At 46.5% G+C, this 16464-nt stretch carries 16 protein-coding genes; 7 read left to right on the forward strand and 9 right to left on the reverse strand.

Features of this window, described 5'->3' with window-relative positions; all coding sequences use genetic code 11:
- Positions 1 to 22: 22 nt before the first annotated feature.
- Together KNQ02_RS10430 and KNQ02_RS10435 are read left to right on the forward strand one after the other, a co-directional pair.
- On the forward strand, positions 23 to 457 hold the full coding sequence (locus KNQ02_RS10430; RefSeq protein ID WP_214766344.1) for a GyrI-like domain-containing protein: 435 nt from the start codon (positions 23 to 25) through the stop codon (positions 455 to 457).
- A gap of 413 nt (positions 458 to 870) precedes the next feature.
- The gene (locus tag KNQ02_RS10435; protein WP_214766342.1) at positions 871 to 2406 is read left to right on the forward strand and encodes a M4 family metallopeptidase; all 1536 of its coding nucleotides are present in this window, start codon (positions 871 to 873) and stop codon (positions 2404 to 2406) included.
- 251 nt (positions 2407 to 2657) lie between these two features.
- On the opposite strand, the gene KNQ02_RS10440 is transcribed toward KNQ02_RS10435, so the two are convergent.
- The 4 genes from KNQ02_RS10440 to KNQ02_RS10455 form a co-directional block, all read right to left on the reverse strand.
- Positions 2658 to 3521, reverse strand: coding sequence for a hypothetical protein (locus KNQ02_RS10440; RefSeq protein ID WP_214808419.1), 864 nt, complete (start codon positions 3519 to 3521; stop codon positions 2658 to 2660).
- Positions 3522 to 3590: 69 nt separating this feature from the next.
- Positions 3591 to 4574 (reverse strand): YhdH/YhfP family quinone oxidoreductase, encoded by a 984-nt coding sequence (locus tag KNQ02_RS10445; protein ID WP_214808422.1) that lies wholly within the window; start codon positions 4572 to 4574, stop codon positions 3591 to 3593.
- Positions 4575 to 4868: 294 nt separating this feature from the next.
- Positions 4869 to 5375, reverse strand: coding sequence for a hypothetical protein (locus KNQ02_RS10450; RefSeq protein ID WP_159173223.1), 507 nt, complete (start codon positions 5373 to 5375; stop codon positions 4869 to 4871).
- Between the two features lie 61 nt (positions 5376 to 5436).
- Positions 5437 to 6201 (reverse strand): hypothetical protein, encoded by a 765-nt coding sequence (locus tag KNQ02_RS10455; protein ID WP_214766338.1) that lies wholly within the window; start codon positions 6199 to 6201, stop codon positions 5437 to 5439.
- Positions 6202 to 6346: 145 nt separating this feature from the next.
- On the opposite strand from KNQ02_RS10455, the gene KNQ02_RS10460 reads away from it, so the two are divergent.
- Positions 6347 to 7981 carry a glycoside hydrolase family 55 protein gene (locus tag KNQ02_RS10460; protein WP_214808425.1) on the forward strand — a complete coding sequence of 545 codons (1635 nt, stop codon included), beginning with the start codon at positions 6347 to 6349 and terminating at the stop codon, positions 7979 to 7981.
- Between the two features lie 40 nt (positions 7982 to 8021).
- On the opposite strand, the gene KNQ02_RS10465 is transcribed toward KNQ02_RS10460, so the two are convergent.
- From KNQ02_RS10465 to KNQ02_RS10475, 3 genes are all read right to left on the reverse strand, one after another.
- Positions 8022 to 8843 (reverse strand): DUF1028 domain-containing protein, encoded by an 822-nt coding sequence (locus KNQ02_RS10465; RefSeq protein ID WP_214770202.1) that lies wholly within the window; start codon positions 8841 to 8843, stop codon positions 8022 to 8024.
- Positions 8844 to 8945: 102 nt separating this feature from the next.
- The gene (locus tag KNQ02_RS10470; RefSeq protein WP_214766334.1) at positions 8946 to 10352 is read right to left on the reverse strand and encodes a YfcC family protein; all 1407 of its coding nucleotides are present in this window, start codon (positions 10350 to 10352) and stop codon (positions 8946 to 8948) included.
- 170 nt (positions 10353 to 10522) lie between these two features.
- On the reverse strand, positions 10523 to 10804 hold the full coding sequence (locus KNQ02_RS10475) for a putative quinol monooxygenase (protein WP_088838213.1): 282 nt from the start codon (positions 10802 to 10804) through the stop codon (positions 10523 to 10525).
- 144 nt (positions 10805 to 10948) lie between these two features.
- Between KNQ02_RS10475 and KNQ02_RS10480 the strand changes: the two genes are divergently transcribed.
- The 4 genes from KNQ02_RS10480 to KNQ02_RS10495 all read left to right on the forward strand — a co-directional run bounded on the left by KNQ02_RS10480 (position 10949) and on the right by KNQ02_RS10495 (position 13903).
- The gene (locus KNQ02_RS10480) at positions 10949 to 11434 is read left to right on the forward strand and encodes a cupin domain-containing protein (RefSeq protein WP_214808428.1); all 486 of its coding nucleotides are present in this window, start codon (positions 10949 to 10951) and stop codon (positions 11432 to 11434) included.
- 75 nt (positions 11435 to 11509) lie between these two features.
- Complete coding sequence (locus tag KNQ02_RS10485) at positions 11510 to 12400, forward strand: aldo/keto reductase (RefSeq protein ID WP_214766330.1); 891 nt, start codon at positions 11510 to 11512, stop codon at positions 12398 to 12400.
- Between the two features lie 14 nt (positions 12401 to 12414).
- Positions 12415 to 13347 (forward strand): aldo/keto reductase, encoded by a 933-nt coding sequence (locus KNQ02_RS10490; RefSeq protein WP_214808431.1) that lies wholly within the window; start codon positions 12415 to 12417, stop codon positions 13345 to 13347.
- A 109-nt stretch (positions 13348 to 13456) separates the two neighbouring features.
- Positions 13457 to 13903, forward strand: coding sequence for an OsmC family protein (locus KNQ02_RS10495; RefSeq protein ID WP_088838217.1), 447 nt, complete (start codon positions 13457 to 13459; stop codon positions 13901 to 13903).
- A gap of 99 nt (positions 13904 to 14002) precedes the next feature.
- Here KNQ02_RS10495 and KNQ02_RS10500 read toward each other — a convergent pair whose 3' ends face one another.
- Both KNQ02_RS10500 and KNQ02_RS10505 read right to left on the reverse strand, forming a co-directional pair.
- Positions 14003 to 15343, reverse strand: coding sequence for a Sau3AI family type II restriction endonuclease (locus KNQ02_RS10500; protein WP_214808433.1), 1341 nt, complete (start codon positions 15341 to 15343; stop codon positions 14003 to 14005).
- A 135-nt stretch (positions 15344 to 15478) separates the two neighbouring features.
- The gene (locus tag KNQ02_RS10505; protein WP_371816422.1) at positions 15479 to 15952 is read right to left on the reverse strand and encodes a very short patch repair endonuclease; all 474 of its coding nucleotides are present in this window, start codon (positions 15950 to 15952) and stop codon (positions 15479 to 15481) included.
- Positions 15953 to 16464 lie beyond the last annotated feature (512 nt).

The raw sequence follows: 16464 nt of genomic DNA on the forward strand, positions 1-16464 counted from the left end.
TTTCTGACGAAAGGAGTCTCAAATGCATCCTAAAATTGTTGAACGTCACGAGCTTTATGTAATCGGACTCAGCATGACGTGCGAAGAAAATGAACTCCATACATTGATGCCTGAACTATGGCGTGAATTTTCACGTCGGGCGCATGAAATTCAGGCAGTCATACCGGACAGTTTTCCATTAGATGTTTCGCTTGCCCATCGCGGAACGACCTATACGCAATGCGTCGGCTTACCTGTCTCTTCACTCGAACGGGTTCCTAAGGGAATGAAAGGATACCATCTTCCTCCCGCTCGCTATGTCTTTTGGAGACATGAAGGACCAGACATCGAAATTTGGAAGTCGTTTGAAAAGATTCAACGTTTTGCACACAAACAAGGGATTGAACTTGATCCGCTTGATTTTAAAATCGATGAGACACGCGAAGGCACGCATCACTTATATCAACGAATTCTCTAAGGACTACTCAAATGAGTAGTCTTTTCCGCGTGTAGACAAACTCTAGCGTGAACTTACGATATCGAGACGGATTGTGCTCTAAACCGTCTGCATGCCCGGCTTTCCCTCCTGGTATTATCTACAAAGCGTCACGTTTCGTTGACTGCTACGGGAAAAGACGCTTTATCTACCGATAGTTCGTTGTCTACAATTTGAGGACTACTCACAGAATTTAAGGCCAGAAAGCCCGTTTCTTCAATGATAGGAGTGCTAGAAGAGTATTTCTTCACTCGATTTGTCTCAATGACTAAATTGTTCAGTACGGGTACTAAATACCTATTTTCAGAAAATTCTATTTAATCCGAATGCCTTATTCTCGTTCTCTATTTTGTTTGGCATAGTTAGACTCAACCCAAACAAGGAGGCGATTTATTTTGAAAAAGTTTCTCGCTACATCGCTTGTCGCAAGTGTACTTGTCGTTCCTACAGTCGTAGGCGCAGAAGGTCTTCAATCTGGCAAGTTGACGAAAGCATCGTCCGAGCCAGCTGCATCAATCGTTAAAGAGTATGTCGAAGGTAAAGGTGACTTCTCTGTACAAGATGTTCAAAAAGACGGATCATCTCACATCGTACGTCTCCAACAAGAAGTGGATGGCGTCCCGGTCTTCGGTAGTGTCGTCGTCGGTAACGTTGCGAAAGACGGTACTTTAAAAGCAATCGTCAATGATGCAGTCAAGGTCAAAGGGAAACCAGGTCTTGATAAGAAAATTGCAATCTCTGAAAAGAAAGCTTTAAAGTTGTATAAAAAATCAATCAAAGCAACAGAATTCGAAGTGGCTCCAACGAGTGAACTCGTTGTCTATCCAGTCAAAGACGATGCTGTCTATGCTTATAAAATCACATCGACTGTCTTAGCCGGCGACGAGCCGTCACGCTGGACATACTTCATCGATGCAAACTCTGGTAAGGTCATCAACAAATATGACCAACTGGCACATGCGAAACCAGTTACGACAATCACCGGAACAACGACAGTCGGTTCAGGTACGACGGTTCTTGGAACAAGTGCTACATTCAACACAACGAAGAGTGGTTCTTACTACTACCTTCAAGATTCAACACGCGGTAAAGGCATCTCGACGTACGATGCAAAAAACCGGACATCACTTCCAGGATCACTTTGGGCGGATGCCGACAACGTTCTCAATGCTACTTACGACCGTGCCGCTGTCAGCGCACAAGTCAATGCAGTGAAAACATATGACTTCTACAAAAACACATATGGCCGCAACAGTTACGATAATGCGGGTGCAGCACTCAATTCAACGGTTCACTATTCTTCACGCTACAACAATGCGTTCTGGGATGGATCAAAAATGGTCTACGGTGACGGAGACGGTTCGACATTCACATATCTTTCTGGCGCACTTGATGTAGTCGCTCACGAATTGACGCACGCTGTCACTGAATACACAGCAGGACTCGTTTACCAAAACGAATCGGGTGCGATCAATGAGGCTGTTTCGGATATCATGGGAACAGTTGCAGAGTACTCAGTCGGATCAAACTTCGACTGGCTCGTCGGTGAAGACATCTACACACCAGGTGTAAGTGGCGATGCTCTTCGTTCAATGTCTAACCCTGCCGCTTACGGAGATCCAGACCACTACTCAAAACGTTACACAGGTACGGCTGATAACGGTGGTGTCCACACGAACTCTGGTATCGTCAACAAAGCCGCTTACCTCTTAGGTAACGGTGGTACACATTACGGTGTCACTGTACCAGGCGTCGGCGTACCGAAACTTGGTGCCATCTACTACCGTGCCCTTAACGTCTACTTGACTCCGACTTCGAACTTCAGCTACCTCCGCGCAGCAGTCGTTCAATCGGCAAAAGACCTTTACGGTTCTTCAAGTGCTGAAGCAGCCGCTGCAGCAAAATCATTTGATGCAGTTGGCGTCTACTAAGAAAACCTCCTCCCAAGGATTTTCTCTTTCCTCTCGAGTCGATGACTCGGGAGGTTTTTATTGTGGAACCAACGCAAAAAAGCACGTTCACTCGACGGAATGAACGTGCTTCAGACTTTAGATAAAATGAAAGACAGGACTGTGCATCTTTGTGAGATGACGATCCTGTCTTTTTTGTCGTTGCGTTCAAATCCAACTCGCCATGTCCGGCTCTTGATTAGAGAAACTGACTAGCTCCAGTCTCAATCGATTCATTTCCCAAGATCACGTGCGAGACGCAAGCGCGTCGAACCGTTATCCGGGAATGCCTTGAGCTGTAATTTCTCACCCTCGTACCATGTGCCGTAATCCGTCTTTACGACCGGATCACCAAGTGCTGTTAAACCTGACGCTGAGACATTCATCCAGTCAATTGCTTCGACTACTCCATCTGATACGACGAGCAAGTACCCGGCGTTCGAGAAATGGTACGTATTGACGGCATCTTTTTGTATGTTGCCGAGCTTGCCATACTTCGCCTCAAACGTTTCAAGCGGTTTCCCGAGGTATTGTTCCGGCTTGTCAATCGGCTGATTCGCGACGACTTGTCCGAGTGTCGAAAGGAGTTCCTCATCTTTTAGACCAGACGGAGCCTCCATCTGAACATCTGTCTCCGGGATGTAGCCTTCGACCGCATCACTTAACTTCAGATGTACCATGCCGTCTTTTGCGTCGAGGACTTCATAAACATCCCCTAAGTCCGCCTTATAGATGACACTGGTCCGATTTGCATCTTGATAGACATCTGCAAACGGTCGTTTGATCCATGTTGCTGAACTAATCTCAGGTGCTGCTTCTTTTTTCGATTTCTTCGGCTCTTTTTTCTTCTCTTGATCGGCCGAATCTTTTTCTTTATCCTTTGATGTTTCTTTGGCAGAAGCATCTGTTTTCGGTGTTTCGACCGTCGACGTCGCTTGCGAAGGATCGTTATGCGCGACCATATAACCCCATCCGCCGACGATCAAAGCCGTCGCCAAAAGGCCACCGAACGCAATCCCACGCCGGTTGCGCTTTTGTTTTCGACGCATGTGACGCGATTGCCGTGCCTGATCGTGCTCTTGTTCCTGTTGACTCATATTTGGTTCCTCCTGAATTGACCGAGTGATGTTTCATTCACTATACCATCTAATCCAGAACCAAATTGTTTAAATTTCGATGACAGTTCTGCCTTGATGTGTCCCTTCAAGCAACGACTTGACGACTGCCGGAACATCACTCAACGCTTTCATTCGGACCATCTCGGCAATCGATAAATGCCAGTCGTTCGCGAGATGATTCCATAAACGCTCACGCTCTGTGATTGGTAACTGAACAGCATCGATTCCAATCAAACGAACACCACGTAAGATGAACGGATAGACGGTCATCGTCAGTTCAGCACCACCGACGTTACCGCATGTCGTGACGAGTCCACCGTATTGTACGTAACGGATGACTGAAGCAAGTAGCGAACCACCGACCGTGTCGATAATACCGGCATACAGTCCTTTTTTCAAAGGTCGCGTTGTTTCTTCCAGAAGTGACTGGCGTGAGATGACTTCTGCGACACCTGCTTGCTTCAAGCGATCATGCTCGGCTTCTTTCCCGGTCACGGCATGGACTGTAAACCCGAGTTTCACGAGGAGTGCGACCGCGACACTGCCGACGCCGCCCGTCGCTCCCGTGACGAGGACCGGACCATCTTGCGGTGCTACACGTTGAACGAGTTCATCAATCGACTGGGCAGCTGTCAGACCAGCTGTTCCGTAACTCATCGCTTCAAGCGTCGTGATGCCGTTCGGTAGCGGCGTAATCCAGTCCGCCGGCACGCGGATATACTCCTGGAAACCACCCGATGTATTCATTCCGAAATCAAAGCCGTTGACGACGACCGCTTGTCCTTCGCTGAAGCGTTCATCAGATGATGTTACGACATGACCTGCCGCGTCGACGCCTGGTGTATGTGGGTAATTTTTTGTCACCCCTCGATTTCCCGTGACCGATAACGCATCTTTATAGTTGATGCACGAATAGGCGACACGAATCAACACATCACCTGCTGGTAAGTCGTCGACTTGTTTTTGTTCGAGTCCCCCGACGAATTGTCCTTCTTCCTCACGTACGACGAATGCTTTAAATGAATTTTTCATATCAATTCCTCCTTCAAGATTTACTATTCCCCTAGCCTATACCCGAACTAAAGTAGTGGTCTACCTTTTTTTAAGGAATAACAAGATGTTATGCATAAAAAACCGCGATGCCGAAGCAATCGCGGTTTTTTGGCATCTGACGGAAAAAGTCTTTTCCGCAGGTAGTCAAAAGTGACAGGTAAACATGTCATCGGTCCGTGGTCATAGGTGTGCCGTGGCCGTTGTGATTCCCTTGTGGAAGCGTTTGAGAGTCAGAAATGCCATCCTTGATCAGGAGTCTCACCTGATCAAGGCTTACATATAACGGTGACCGTCAAAATCAATTTCCGTTCGGTAATTCGCGGCATTGATCGCATTCGAGATGCGGTGAGCAGCCCGCTCCATCTCTTGTGCCTTGATCCGGTATGCCTCAGGATCGTACAAAGCATGCCGGATGACCGTCGTTCCTTCAAATCCATACTGGAATTCGCGTTTCGGACGTGCGGCGAGTTCTTGGAACTGTGTCGCTTTTGCCCGTAATTGAGTCGCCAGTTCAATCGCTTCGACGAGCGGAATTGCTCCTTCTGTCGTCTCGATGGTCGTTGACAAGTTTGCTGCATAGACCAGCCGATCGAGTGTCCGCATATCACGCCTGACTGCATCCATCGCCGACTCGACATCGAGTAACGTCCGTTCTTGACCAGTCGGTAGGGCCTCCCCTTTTTCAAGGTCGATGAATGCAATACGCTCCATCTCTTCGACTAGTTGCTCCAATTGTTTCCGTAAGATACTTTTTAGTTTCACTGCGTCTGCTAAGTACATTCTTCAGTCCCCCGTTTCCTGACCTTCTGTTCCATGATACGTCGGGACTTTCTAAAAGGTTTCATCGGAATCGGTTGAGATAATTTGAAAAATCATGTTTGATGTCTGTCAGCGCGGTCGATGGCACTTGAATTGATTGTTTTGAATCATACCGGATTACCTCATATAGATGCTGCAGTTCGGTTGACGGATGAAAACCGATCCGTCCGAACCACTCGCTGAACGACTCCGTCTCTCGGCGTTTCAGCCGCGCCGGCAACTGACGATTGAACAAAACGACCTGTTGCCGAACTTGTTCGACCGGCAATGGCGGGAATGTCTCCTCTGAATCCACCTTAGTCTGTCGGTATTGCTGCGGTGGCATTACTTCGTCTTCGGGTGCACCTTTTAAGCGACGACGGCGTGTTCGAAGACGACGGACAAGCAGGACAAGCAACAGAACGGCCGCCAGACCCAGTCCAATCAAGAAATAGGGAAATCCTTCTGTCTCTTCAATTCCCACACCACCTTTTTCATCATGTTTAAATCCAAGTGAGATGAACTTAAATTTATCTTTAGGTTCTCCTCCCATTTCACCTTTTTCATCCGTCTCGTAACCATAAACCACACCCTCAGGTTTCGGTTCTTTCTTCCAAAGTAACTTCAGCCACCACCAGTCGAGCGGCTTGCTTTCACAATCTTCTCTACACTGTTGCGCCGTCGCCGTCGCCGGAAAAACTTCGACATCACGCAGTGCCTGATACCCGGTCTCGGCTAACGGTTTCATGATTCCAAGCGCTAACAAAACTATACCCATCATCAACAGTAATCGACTTCGAAATCGCATGCTCCCACCTCTTTAATGTCATTTTTATCCATTATATAATGATTCAAGCCTAATTTACGGAATTTTTTGATTTTAATCAAAAAGGGCTTGAACAACAGACAGGATGGGAAAAGAAATGGAGTGATTTCTAGAGAGGAGTTCAATCATGGTCATATTAGAAGATACGCACAATCCCTATCAAAACGGGCGATTGATTGCTGAATATACGGAAAGTAACACGAATCTTGCGGCCATTACCCATGCTGAACAATTGATGAACGAAAGTCCGTTCGTCGCACCGCGTCGCGCGCCGCATCCGAGCCGCTACTTACGTTCGTTAATCTCACCACTTTTTTTAACGGACCGTGCTAAACATATCTTGCCCCTGACAAAAGCTTTCGTCAGTCAACAGGATGAGGTCCGGCCGAGCTGGTTCGGTCGGCTCACCTATGAATTCGAACAACTGGCCTGTCAGGTCGAAAAAGTCGATGTCCGGACGTATGGAGCCATCGGTGACGGAAAGACCGATGACACGCTCGCCTTCAGGGAAGCACTTGCTGACGGACATCGGCAAGTCCACGTCCCTGCCGGCACATACATCGTCCGCGGGATCCGGCTCCCGAACTTTACGATTTTGACGGGCGACGGGAAAGGCCGGACGATTATAAAATTGCATGACGACGCCCCAAAAGGACGCCGGTTGATCACGAACCAAAATTACTTACTCGGTAATCATCATCTGCTCGTCGAAAAAATGACCCTCGACTGGAACATCGAGCGGATCGGTGATGCTAAAAAGAGCAGCACATGGGGCAACCATTCGAGTTGTCTGACCTACGCCCATGTGACGTACGGCTGGGTCTTCGACGTCGAGGCAGTCGATCCCGGGCTCCATTGTTTCGACATTTCGACACCTTACTACAATTACAACGGGGACGGCGCACGAGCGAATTTAAGTAGTTCCTTCATTTGGTTCGACGGCTTGACCGGATCCGGATTCGGCGACGATGGCATCACGACGCATCATAGCGATCACTTATTCATCTCGAACTGCTTCATGCATGACCCGAGCGGGCGAGCCCACGCCGTCGGCTTTTCGAATTCGAACGGAATCGAAATCGATGATGGCTCGCGCGACGTCTGGTTGTTCAACAATGCGACGTCCCGTTGTTTCGGCGGACTCGAAATCAAGGCGCATGCGACATCGTCCGCTGCTTCGACCGTCAAAATCGTCGGGCACCTCTCCATCGATGACCACCGCTCGTTCAACTTCCGCCATATCGGTCACCATCAAGCAACGGACCCGACGTCACAAACTGCCTATAACATCATCGCGACACGGCTCGTCGCGCAGACGCCTCAATACACACCGCTCTATGCAAACTCAAAACCGCGGGCACTCGTCGTCTCGGCATATCGGAACGTCGTCATCCATGACTTCACCGTCCTCGGTGACCCGAACTATGATTACCAGGAACAGCCGGTGATCGGAATCCAGTACAAGGCGAAAAACGTCACCTTGAGCCAAGTCAAGATGACGGGATTCCGTCAGGCTAAAACGGACATTCAAGTCTTTGGTGGTGAAAACGGGGCAGATGACGTCCGGCTCATTGATGTCCGGATTGAAGATTCCGCACGCCACGGGATTACGATCGGCCCCCACATTGAGCGCATCCGTTTGATGAACGTCGCGATCAAAGGGGACGGGACGGTCGGATTGAATGCTAAATCCGAACCGGAGCTTGAACGCTTCATCGCAACCGGTTATCAAGTGCCTGTCCGGACCCATCCGTCCGCATAAAAGAAGCTCTGCCTGACCTCGGTCAGTGCAGAGCTTTTTCTCATTGGGCGCGGAGATAAGCAAGGACACGTGTATCGATCGTACGGTCCTGATGCTCACGCATCTCGAAATTCTCCGTATGCAGGTACGTCCGGAAAGCTTCTTCGAACGATCCCCGGTAACCGAGTTCGAGTAATTTATCCATCACTTCCGATTCAAGCGCATCATCAATCGGCTTGATTTCTTCCGGTTTACTTGGTTGCAGGTAAAGGGTGTGCAGTTGATAAATCCGCTCGAGCTCTTGAATCGGACTCGGGTGATCGTCGACACGCAAATCGATGTAGCGGTCATTGAAACCACCATATCCACCGTTTTCCTTGACGACGAGGAGCGCAGCTGACTGCATTCCGCGTGAGTCACCGCCTGCCGCTTGTCCGGCAGCGAGGGCACGTAACAACCGTTCACCGAGCGGTCCATCCGTCGCCTCGAACACACGGGCCATCTCCTTGACCGTGTTGCCGTCGACTAAGATATTCCCTTGCGCGGCAAAGTGTTTACCGGCAATTCCGCCTGCCCAGTCATTACAGGCGTCTCCCGTGAAAGTTGCGCTCCGACCAGTTGCGTCAACGATTCCGACTTGCCGCTCTGCCCGTCCTTCGTCCGCGTCCGTCAACAATTTTAAGACTTCTTCCGCCGACTTCCCTTCAGAAATCATCCGTAATCCTTCCGGACCGTATGTCGTATTCGCGAATGATTGGGTCGCGATTGCTCCGACACCTGCTTTTGCAAACGGGACGGCGCTGCCGACCGCAAGAAACTTCGATTGAACAGCGACTCCCCATGCTTGTTCTTTTTCACAATAGCCAACGATTGAATATGTCATGTTGAAATCCCCCTTATGAACTTATAACTAACGTTCGTCTTAGAAGTTCCCGATTCCTGCACGAAAAAAACCTTCCGCACCCATTGCACGGAAGGTCGGTGTTCATTGAATGCCTAAGGTGACGGCGAGAAGCAAGGCGACGCAGGCAAGTGTCACCCAAATCGCAAACAACTTCCAAACGAAACGTAACCATTTTTCATACGGAATGCCGGCGATTGCAAGGAATGCCATCAAATGGGCACTCGTCGGGAAAATCATATTCGTCAACCCATCTCCATACTGGAAGGCGAGGACTGCGACTTGTCGTTCAATCCCTAATAGATCGGCGAGCGGAGCCATGATGGGCATCGTCGTCGCTGCTTGTCCACTCCCGGATGGAATGAAGAAGTTCGTAATCAACTGGACGATGTACATGCCGATGACGGCAAGCGACGTCGGTAAATGTCCGACGGCGTTCGATAAACCGTAGATGACTGTGTCGATGACACGACCGTCTTCCAAGATGACGACGATTGCACGTGCGAAGCCGACGATTAAGGCACCGAACGTCACTGCTTTCGCCCCGTCAATCAAACTTTCGAACGTCCGATTGATACCGAGCGTCGCGATTCCGGCAAGCATACCGATGATGAGGAACGATGCCGTCAACTCCGTTAAGTACCAACCCCACTCAAAGATTCCAATGACATTCAGTGTGATGCCACCAATCAAAACGATGAGGACGAACGCATGTTTCTTCGAAAACCGTGAAAATGTTGTCGTTACTTCTTCTTTCCGATGTTTCTCTAAGTCATAGACTAAGCTGCGCTCCGGATTTTTTTTAACCTTTTGGGCATAGTTCATGACATATAAAATCGTCACGAATAAAAAAGCCAAGTAGATTGCAGTCCGGTAACCAATCCCACTGAACAATGGAACTTCGGCAATCGACTGTGCAACACCAACCGTAAACGGATTAAGCATTCCGCCGGCAAATCCAACCGCTGCCCCGAGACTGACGATCGCTGCGCCCGTCATCGCATCGTAACCGAGTGCCCGGGCGAGCATGATACCGATCGGGACGAAAATAATCGTCTCTTCTGCCATGCCGATCGTCGCTCCAGCAACCGAAAAGACAAACATCGTCATCGGAATCATGATATGTCCCTTTTGACCAAATCGATTAATCAATTGATTGATTCCGGATTCGATTGCTCCCGTCTCACGGATAATACCGAAGACACCACCGACGAGAAAGATATAGAAGATGATGCCAGCACCCGCTTCCATGCCTTTTGGTATCGCTTCAAACAACCCAAACAAATTAACGGGTGCCGACTCGACCGCCCGGTATGTACCATCGATGACGACCGTCTGTCCATCTTGTTTCTCACGATCAAATTGACCTGCTGGTAACGTATACGTCAAGATAACTGAAATCAGTAAAATCCCCATGATAATGGCATATGTATGAGGCATTTTAAAGAAAGAGCGTGAAGACGAATCTTCCTGGACTTTACGTTCGTTCATTTAGCTGCCTCCTCTCAAGTCTGAATCTAGCTACTCTTAAGATAATGCCCTATTTTTGGAAAAAGTAACAGGTATTCGAGGTCTTTTAATTTTTTTGTAACAAAAAAAGAGAACTTTCGTTCGCTTTAAACATAAAAAAAAAGCCTGACATTGCCAGACTTTTCTCCTACTTATGCAGTGAACATTTGAACATCAAGTGGTTTAGCGAGAACAGTTTGTGCAAATGCAACGAACTGTCCGAAATGTGCACTCGTGTTGTGTGATTCAATTGCTGCTTGATCTTCCCATTTCTCAATCATCATGAAGACATTTTCGTCTTCTGTGCTTTGGAACAGGTCATAGCTGACGTTTCCTGCTTCTAAGCGTGAACCTTCGATCAATGCTTTAGTAGCCTCCAAAAAATCAGTACGTTTTGCTGGTTGAACTTCTAATTTTGCTTCGATTGCGATCATGTAAATTCCTCCTTCAACTTTCGTTAACTTACATAGTTTAGCACCTCGATTATGCAAGTGCTATAAAGATGCCTAGACGATTAATTTAATTCGATTTCGGGTAAAAAATGGTATCATTTTTGACACCAGAGAGGAGTACACACGATGAGTATCGAGCTTTTTCGTTTCGAGGACGATGGTGTGATTCCAAATAATCCACGTTACCCGGTCTTGATTTATCGTCATGTCTTCGAAGACCCTTCTGCCATCGAAAAGACCTTCCGTGCGAACAATTGGCAAAACAGCTGGGTCGACGGTATTTTTGATTTCCATCATTACCACAGTGTCGCTCATGAAGTCATCGGTATTCTCGAGGGCCACGCCAGTATCCAGATTGGAGGACCGCTCGGGAAAACGTTTACGCTGACTGCTGGGGATGTCATCGTCTTACCTGCCGGAACCGGACATAAAGCGCTTGATACGAGTCGTCGCTTCAAAGTGGTTGGTGCCTACCCGAATGGTCAAGACTACGATACGTTGACGGGTGAAGCCTGCGAACGACCGGGTAATCTCGAGCGGATTGAACACGTCGAGCGTCCATCGACCGACCCCGTTTATGGCCAGTCAGGTCCTTTGTTTGAGCATTGGTAAACAAACGATTGACGTTTTTTTCTTATCCATCCGTGGTAAAGCCTATTATTGTGAATTTTGGAGGAGGAAGCGAGAATGAATGAGACAGAACGGACGATTCTACTTGCCGCGTTAAAACAACAGACGGTAGCATTTCCCGATGCAACACACGTTCGGGCATTCGGTCAAGGAACGTGGCACATGGGTGAAGAACCGACAAAACGACAAGCGGAAATCGAAGCTTTGAACGTCGGACTCGACAGTGGAATGGAATTAATTGATACCGCAGAAATGTACGGTGAAGGGGCATCGGAACAATTAATCGGCGAAGCAATCGAAGGACGACGTGAAGAAGTGTTTCTCGTCTCGAAGGTTTATCCTCATAATGCTAGCGGAGACAAGTTACGCGAAGCATGTGAACGTTCGTTACGTAACCTGAAGACGGATTATCTCGATCTTTACTTACTCCACTGGCGCGGTGACATCCCGCTTCAAGAGACGATCGATGGTCTCGAGCAGTTGAAGGCAGAAGGAAAAATTCGCCGCTGGGGTGTCTCGAACTTCGACGTCGCAGATATGAAAGAGTTACTTGCGTTAGAAAACGGCGATCAATGTGCCGTCAACCAAGTACTTTATCACCTTGGCTCACGCGGGATTGAATACGAATTGATGCCGCTTTTAAAAGAGCACGGCATTCCAGTCATGGCGTACTGCCCATTAGCAGAAGGCGGGAGTCTCCGGGAGAAGCTACTTGATCACCCGACCGTTGAACGCCTTGCTGAAACACATGGTGTCGACCCGGCACAAATCCTACTCGCCTTCGTCGTGCGGAGTGGTGATGTCATCGCCATTCCGAAAGCCGGTCAGGCGAAGCACGTCGAAGAAAATGGTCGTGCCGCACTCTTACAACTAACTGATGAAGAATTCGCAGCACTTGATGAAGCATTCCCTGCTCCAACTAAAAAAGAATCGCTCGATATCGTCTAAGGAGGAATTTTCTTATGGATACGAAAGTCAAACTCGGAAAATCAGATCTCATGGTTCACCCGATCGGTCTCGGAACAAATGCCGTCGGGGGGCATAACCTTTACCCGAATCTCGATGAACAAGCAGGACGCGATTTAGTCCGTGTCGCCTTGATGAACGGCATCAACTTTTTAGATACGGCCTTTATTTACGGACCAAAACGTTCAGAAGAACTTGTTGGTGAAACGTGGAGCGAGACGGTCGAACGCAAAGACGTCATCCTCGCAACGAAAGGCGCGCACAAAATCGTCGACGACGAGGTCGTCATCGATAACTCACCCGAGTTTTTGAAACAGTCGGTCGAAGAGAGCCTGAAGCGTTTAAAAACGGATTACATCGACTTGTTCTACATCCACTTCCCAGATGAAGCGACACCAAAAGATCAAGCAGTCGCTGCACTTGCCGAATTAAAGGAACAAGGAAAAATCCGAGCGATCGGTGTCTCGAACTTCTCACTCGAACAATTAAAAGAAGCCAATAAAGACGGGCACGTCGACGTATATCAAGGCGAGTACAACTTGTTCAAGCGGGATGCAGAAAAAGAAATCCTGCCTTATATCCGCGAACACGGGATTTCATTTGTTCCGTACTTCCCGCTCGCTGCCGGATTACTTGCCGGAAAATATGATGAAAATACGAAGTTCGATGATTTACGTGCGAAGGATCCCCTTTTCCAAGAAGATGTCTTCAAAGACAACTTAGCAAAAGTCGAGCTACTTCGCCCGATTGCAAAAGAAAAAGAGGTTGACGTCGCGCATGTCGTCCTCGCTTGGTACCTTGCGCAAGATGGCATCGATGCCATCATTCCTGGTGCAAAACGTGCCGACCAAGTAACAGATACGCTCCGAACGATTGAAGTCGAGCTGACGGATGCAGACATTAAAAAAATCGATCAAATCTTTAGTTAACGCCATGCAAACCCTCGGTCGCAAGATGACCGGGGGCTTGTTCATGAGCAAATAGCGCGAAAATCAAAAAGACAACACGTATGATAACAACAGAGGAGGCGATTTTGAAATGAAACATCATTTTCACTTAACAGCAGACTGGCCGGGAAACCGAAATGACATCGGCGACATCGAGACCGGTGACTTAAAAACGAAGATTTCGATTCCGGAAGCGATGGACGGTCCTGGCGTCGGAACGAATCCGGACGAAATGTTACTTGGCGCAGCCGCGACCTGCTACATCATCACGCTTGCCGCGATGCTCGAGCGCAGCAACATCAAAAAAGTATCGCTGACGATGGAGTCTGAAGGCATCGTCGATGTGACGAACGGGGTCTTTACGTATGATCAAATCATTCATCGTCCCACGTTGATTTTACCTGCCGATACGACAGAGGCAATGGTCAAGATGGCACGTCGCCTTGCGGAAAAAGCGGAAGGTTCGTGCATGATTACCCGTGCGCTTGCAGGAAATGTAAAAGTCTCGCTTGAAGCGATGATTGAAGTCGAAGCTTAATCGAATACGAGACCGCACCTTCTACATGAATGCGCGGCCTCGTATTGCTCTTAATAATGAATATTTTTTATCGATATGCTAAATGCCTCGACGTACTTATCAAGCTTCCCCATTGATGACTTGAAGAATATACTCTCGATTCAACCAAAAACATTTTTTCGTCTCTGCTCCTCCGAACGGGGTAGGATATGTATCTGATTTTTTTAAGGCTTTGGGTCTAACATGGCAAACGCTGAACTCTGATTTTTTAGGAAGTTTATCCGCTTGATTGTTCCGAATTCTTCTAACGGTTTCTTCCCAAACAACCTTAACTTCTGAATCCAACGTCTTCAACGGCATATTCCACATCACTACCCGATCGAATACATATTCGTCCGCATTAATCTCTCTGAAAACAACAAATAAATATTTTGTCGTTTCGAACATTTCTCTCAAATCTGACTCTTCCCAGGTCTGATTAACTATCTCTGTGTATTTAAAGTTCGGGAACGACATCTCTTCCTTCAATTTACCTTTCATACCAATGCGCATGGTCTTCAATTTTATTTTTGCTTTTTGGAACTCTTCTGACTTCCCGGCATCGTCAAAAGTATCATTCAACATTCGAGAAGCCAACATGGAAAGCTTAGATTTTGCAGTCGAATCAACCGAGAAACGATGTTCCAACTCCTCTACGGTCATCCCCGTGAAACCGTTCATCCGCTCGACAATCCATTCTTCTAATCTACGGCCACCTAATCCATCGACCATTTTTTTATAAGTAGTGACACCCTTTAGGATATATTCATTTAGAATGACTGTCATGTAAGACCCTTTTAAGGAAAAAGCTCGCTGCATCGCCATACGTTCTGAATAAGGTTGTGACCGAAGACTGTTTTTGTTAGCGCCTTTCGTACAGGCACCTAAATAACTTGTATCCCCTTCAGACAATAGATGCGCTTGTCCTGCTTTTATCTTATCAACAATGAATTCCCAGTCTGCTTTTATGACCTCTAAATCCGATTCAGGGAATTGGAAAAGTTGAGCATGCGTGATTGGATAATCTAACCTCTCTAACTCTTCTTTCCAAAGATAATTAACCATCAACAACAGTTGATTCTTGTGATAAAAACTACTTTTATCAAATTCTTCTTTGATTACATCTTGATAGTTGATGATGTTCAAGACCAAACGTTCCTTGGCCGAGAATTTTTTACCTCTTTTCAATTCTTTATAAGGTGTGACCTTCAGTTCTACACCAGCATCAGCAAAATCTGGTGCCGCCTCGGAATTCGGCTTATACCCGAAGTAGTGTTCCTCAAGAAGTGTACCTAGATTTCCTTTTGAGGAACGATTTTCAGTCGCTTCTGGCATGACTTCTCGAAAACTTTTTCCGATAAGTCCTTTCGCATGTCGTTCTATATCTGCCGGATCTTTCGAATCATAATAGAATTTATCCAATCCAATTCCCTCACTTTCATTTCGAAATTTTAATTTTATCCATTTTACAATATTACCCTATCCAAACAATGTGATAAAATCAAATATCTCGTTAACGAAAGTCGAATTACATTGAATCAAGTTGATTTTCTTGTATCAATCACATGGATTACCAAAATCAATCTCTTCTTCCAAGGGGTCGTTGATGTCACTATCTATCTCTTTATTCGGATGTCTTGCTAATTCTTCATGTTTTTTGATGATTTCAGTGATGACGCGATTGAATTCTGTATTTACTTCATGTTCCCAGAATCTTAAAATCGTCCAGTCTTCACATAGATAATGTTCAGTTTGCTCTTTGTCTCTTTCACGATTTCGTTTGATTTTATTTCTCCAAAACTCGATATTCGATTTCGGCTCTTTATAGTGTTTCGGACATCCGTGCCAAAAACATGAATCCAAAAAAATGACAAGTTTTAGATTCGGGAATGCGATGTCAGGAGTTCCAAGAAGTTTCCGATAGTTCTTGCGATACCGTAGTCCTCGTTTCCATAGCTCTTTTCTAACGCGAATTTCCATTTTCGTATCTTTTCCATGAACCTTACTTAAATTTTTATTTTTAATAGCCACCTAATCAAACCTCCTTAGCAATACCTCTATAATTTCTTTCAAGATTTTTATTTTAATTAGAGTGGCGTAGCGAAATGGTAGATCTACTCTTCGTATTTTTAATTACAAATCAAATCGATATAAAAAAATCTTAGCTATTTCATTCAAAATAGAAAAAAAGCTACATAGTCTTTTACTCATTAGCTCTCAAAACAGAAAAATGAATTTTAGAATACCTAACGAAATATTTTATATATCAAATTTTTTTTTTGCTCTTAAAGCATTTTCGTGATTAGATATAGTATAATTTCAATAATGTATTTTACAATTAAATTCAAAAAAGGAGATTTAAATGTTTAATTTTATTATTAATTTGGATTTTAAAGGAATTAAATATGCGTCATTCGAACAATCCTCCGGTATTTCGAGTAAGGACAATAAAATTTTACAACAAGACGAGTCTACCTTTTATTTAAGTCCAGAGAAATTTGTTTGGGGACGGGTAGAAGCTTATAAAGGGTTAAGCCAAATGA

It is taken from the genome of Exiguobacterium sp. s102 (genome assembly GCF_018618635.1).
In the GTDB taxonomy this organism is placed as follows: Bacteria; Bacillota; Bacilli; order Exiguobacteriales; family Exiguobacteriaceae; genus Exiguobacterium_A; species Exiguobacterium_A oxidotolerans.

Excerpts from the sequence above, each read along its gene's own strand:
- KNQ02_RS10430 (WP_214766344.1), top strand. The coding sequence starts at position 23 with ATGCATCCTAAAATTGTTGAACGTCACGAGCTTTATGTAATCGGACTC.
- KNQ02_RS10440 (WP_214808419.1), bottom strand. The coding sequence starts at position 3,521 with ATGAGTCAACAGGAACAAGAGCACGATCAGGCACGGCAATCGCGTCAC.
- KNQ02_RS10445 (WP_214808422.1), bottom strand. The coding sequence starts at position 4,574 with ATGAAAAATTCATTTAAAGCATTCGTCGTACGTGAGGAAGAAGGACAA.
- KNQ02_RS10450 (WP_159173223.1), bottom strand. The coding sequence starts at position 5,375 with ATGTACTTAGCAGACGCAGTGAAACTAAAAAGTATCTTACGGAAACAA.
- KNQ02_RS10455 (WP_214766338.1), bottom strand. The coding sequence starts at position 6,201 with ATGCGATTTCGAAGTCGATTACTGTTGATGATGGGTATAGTTTTGTTA.
- KNQ02_RS10460 (WP_214808425.1), top strand. The coding sequence starts at position 6,347 with ATGGTCATATTAGAAGATACGCACAATCCCTATCAAAACGGGCGATTG.
- KNQ02_RS10465 (WP_214770202.1), bottom strand. The coding sequence starts at position 8,843 with ATGACATATTCAATCGTTGGCTATTGTGAAAAAGAACAAGCATGGGGA.
- KNQ02_RS10470 (WP_214766334.1), bottom strand. The coding sequence starts at position 10,352 with ATGAACGAACGTAAAGTCCAGGAAGATTCGTCTTCACGCTCTTTCTTT.
- KNQ02_RS10475 (WP_088838213.1), bottom strand. The coding sequence starts at position 10,804 with ATGATCGCAATCGAAGCAAAATTAGAAGTTCAACCAGCAAAACGTACT.
- KNQ02_RS10480 (WP_214808428.1), top strand. The coding sequence starts at position 10,949 with ATGAGTATCGAGCTTTTTCGTTTCGAGGACGATGGTGTGATTCCAAAT.
- KNQ02_RS10485 (WP_214766330.1), top strand. The coding sequence starts at position 11,510 with ATGAATGAGACAGAACGGACGATTCTACTTGCCGCGTTAAAACAACAG.
- KNQ02_RS10490 (WP_214808431.1), top strand. The coding sequence starts at position 12,415 with ATGGATACGAAAGTCAAACTCGGAAAATCAGATCTCATGGTTCACCCG.
- KNQ02_RS10495 (WP_088838217.1), top strand. The coding sequence starts at position 13,457 with ATGAAACATCATTTTCACTTAACAGCAGACTGGCCGGGAAACCGAAAT.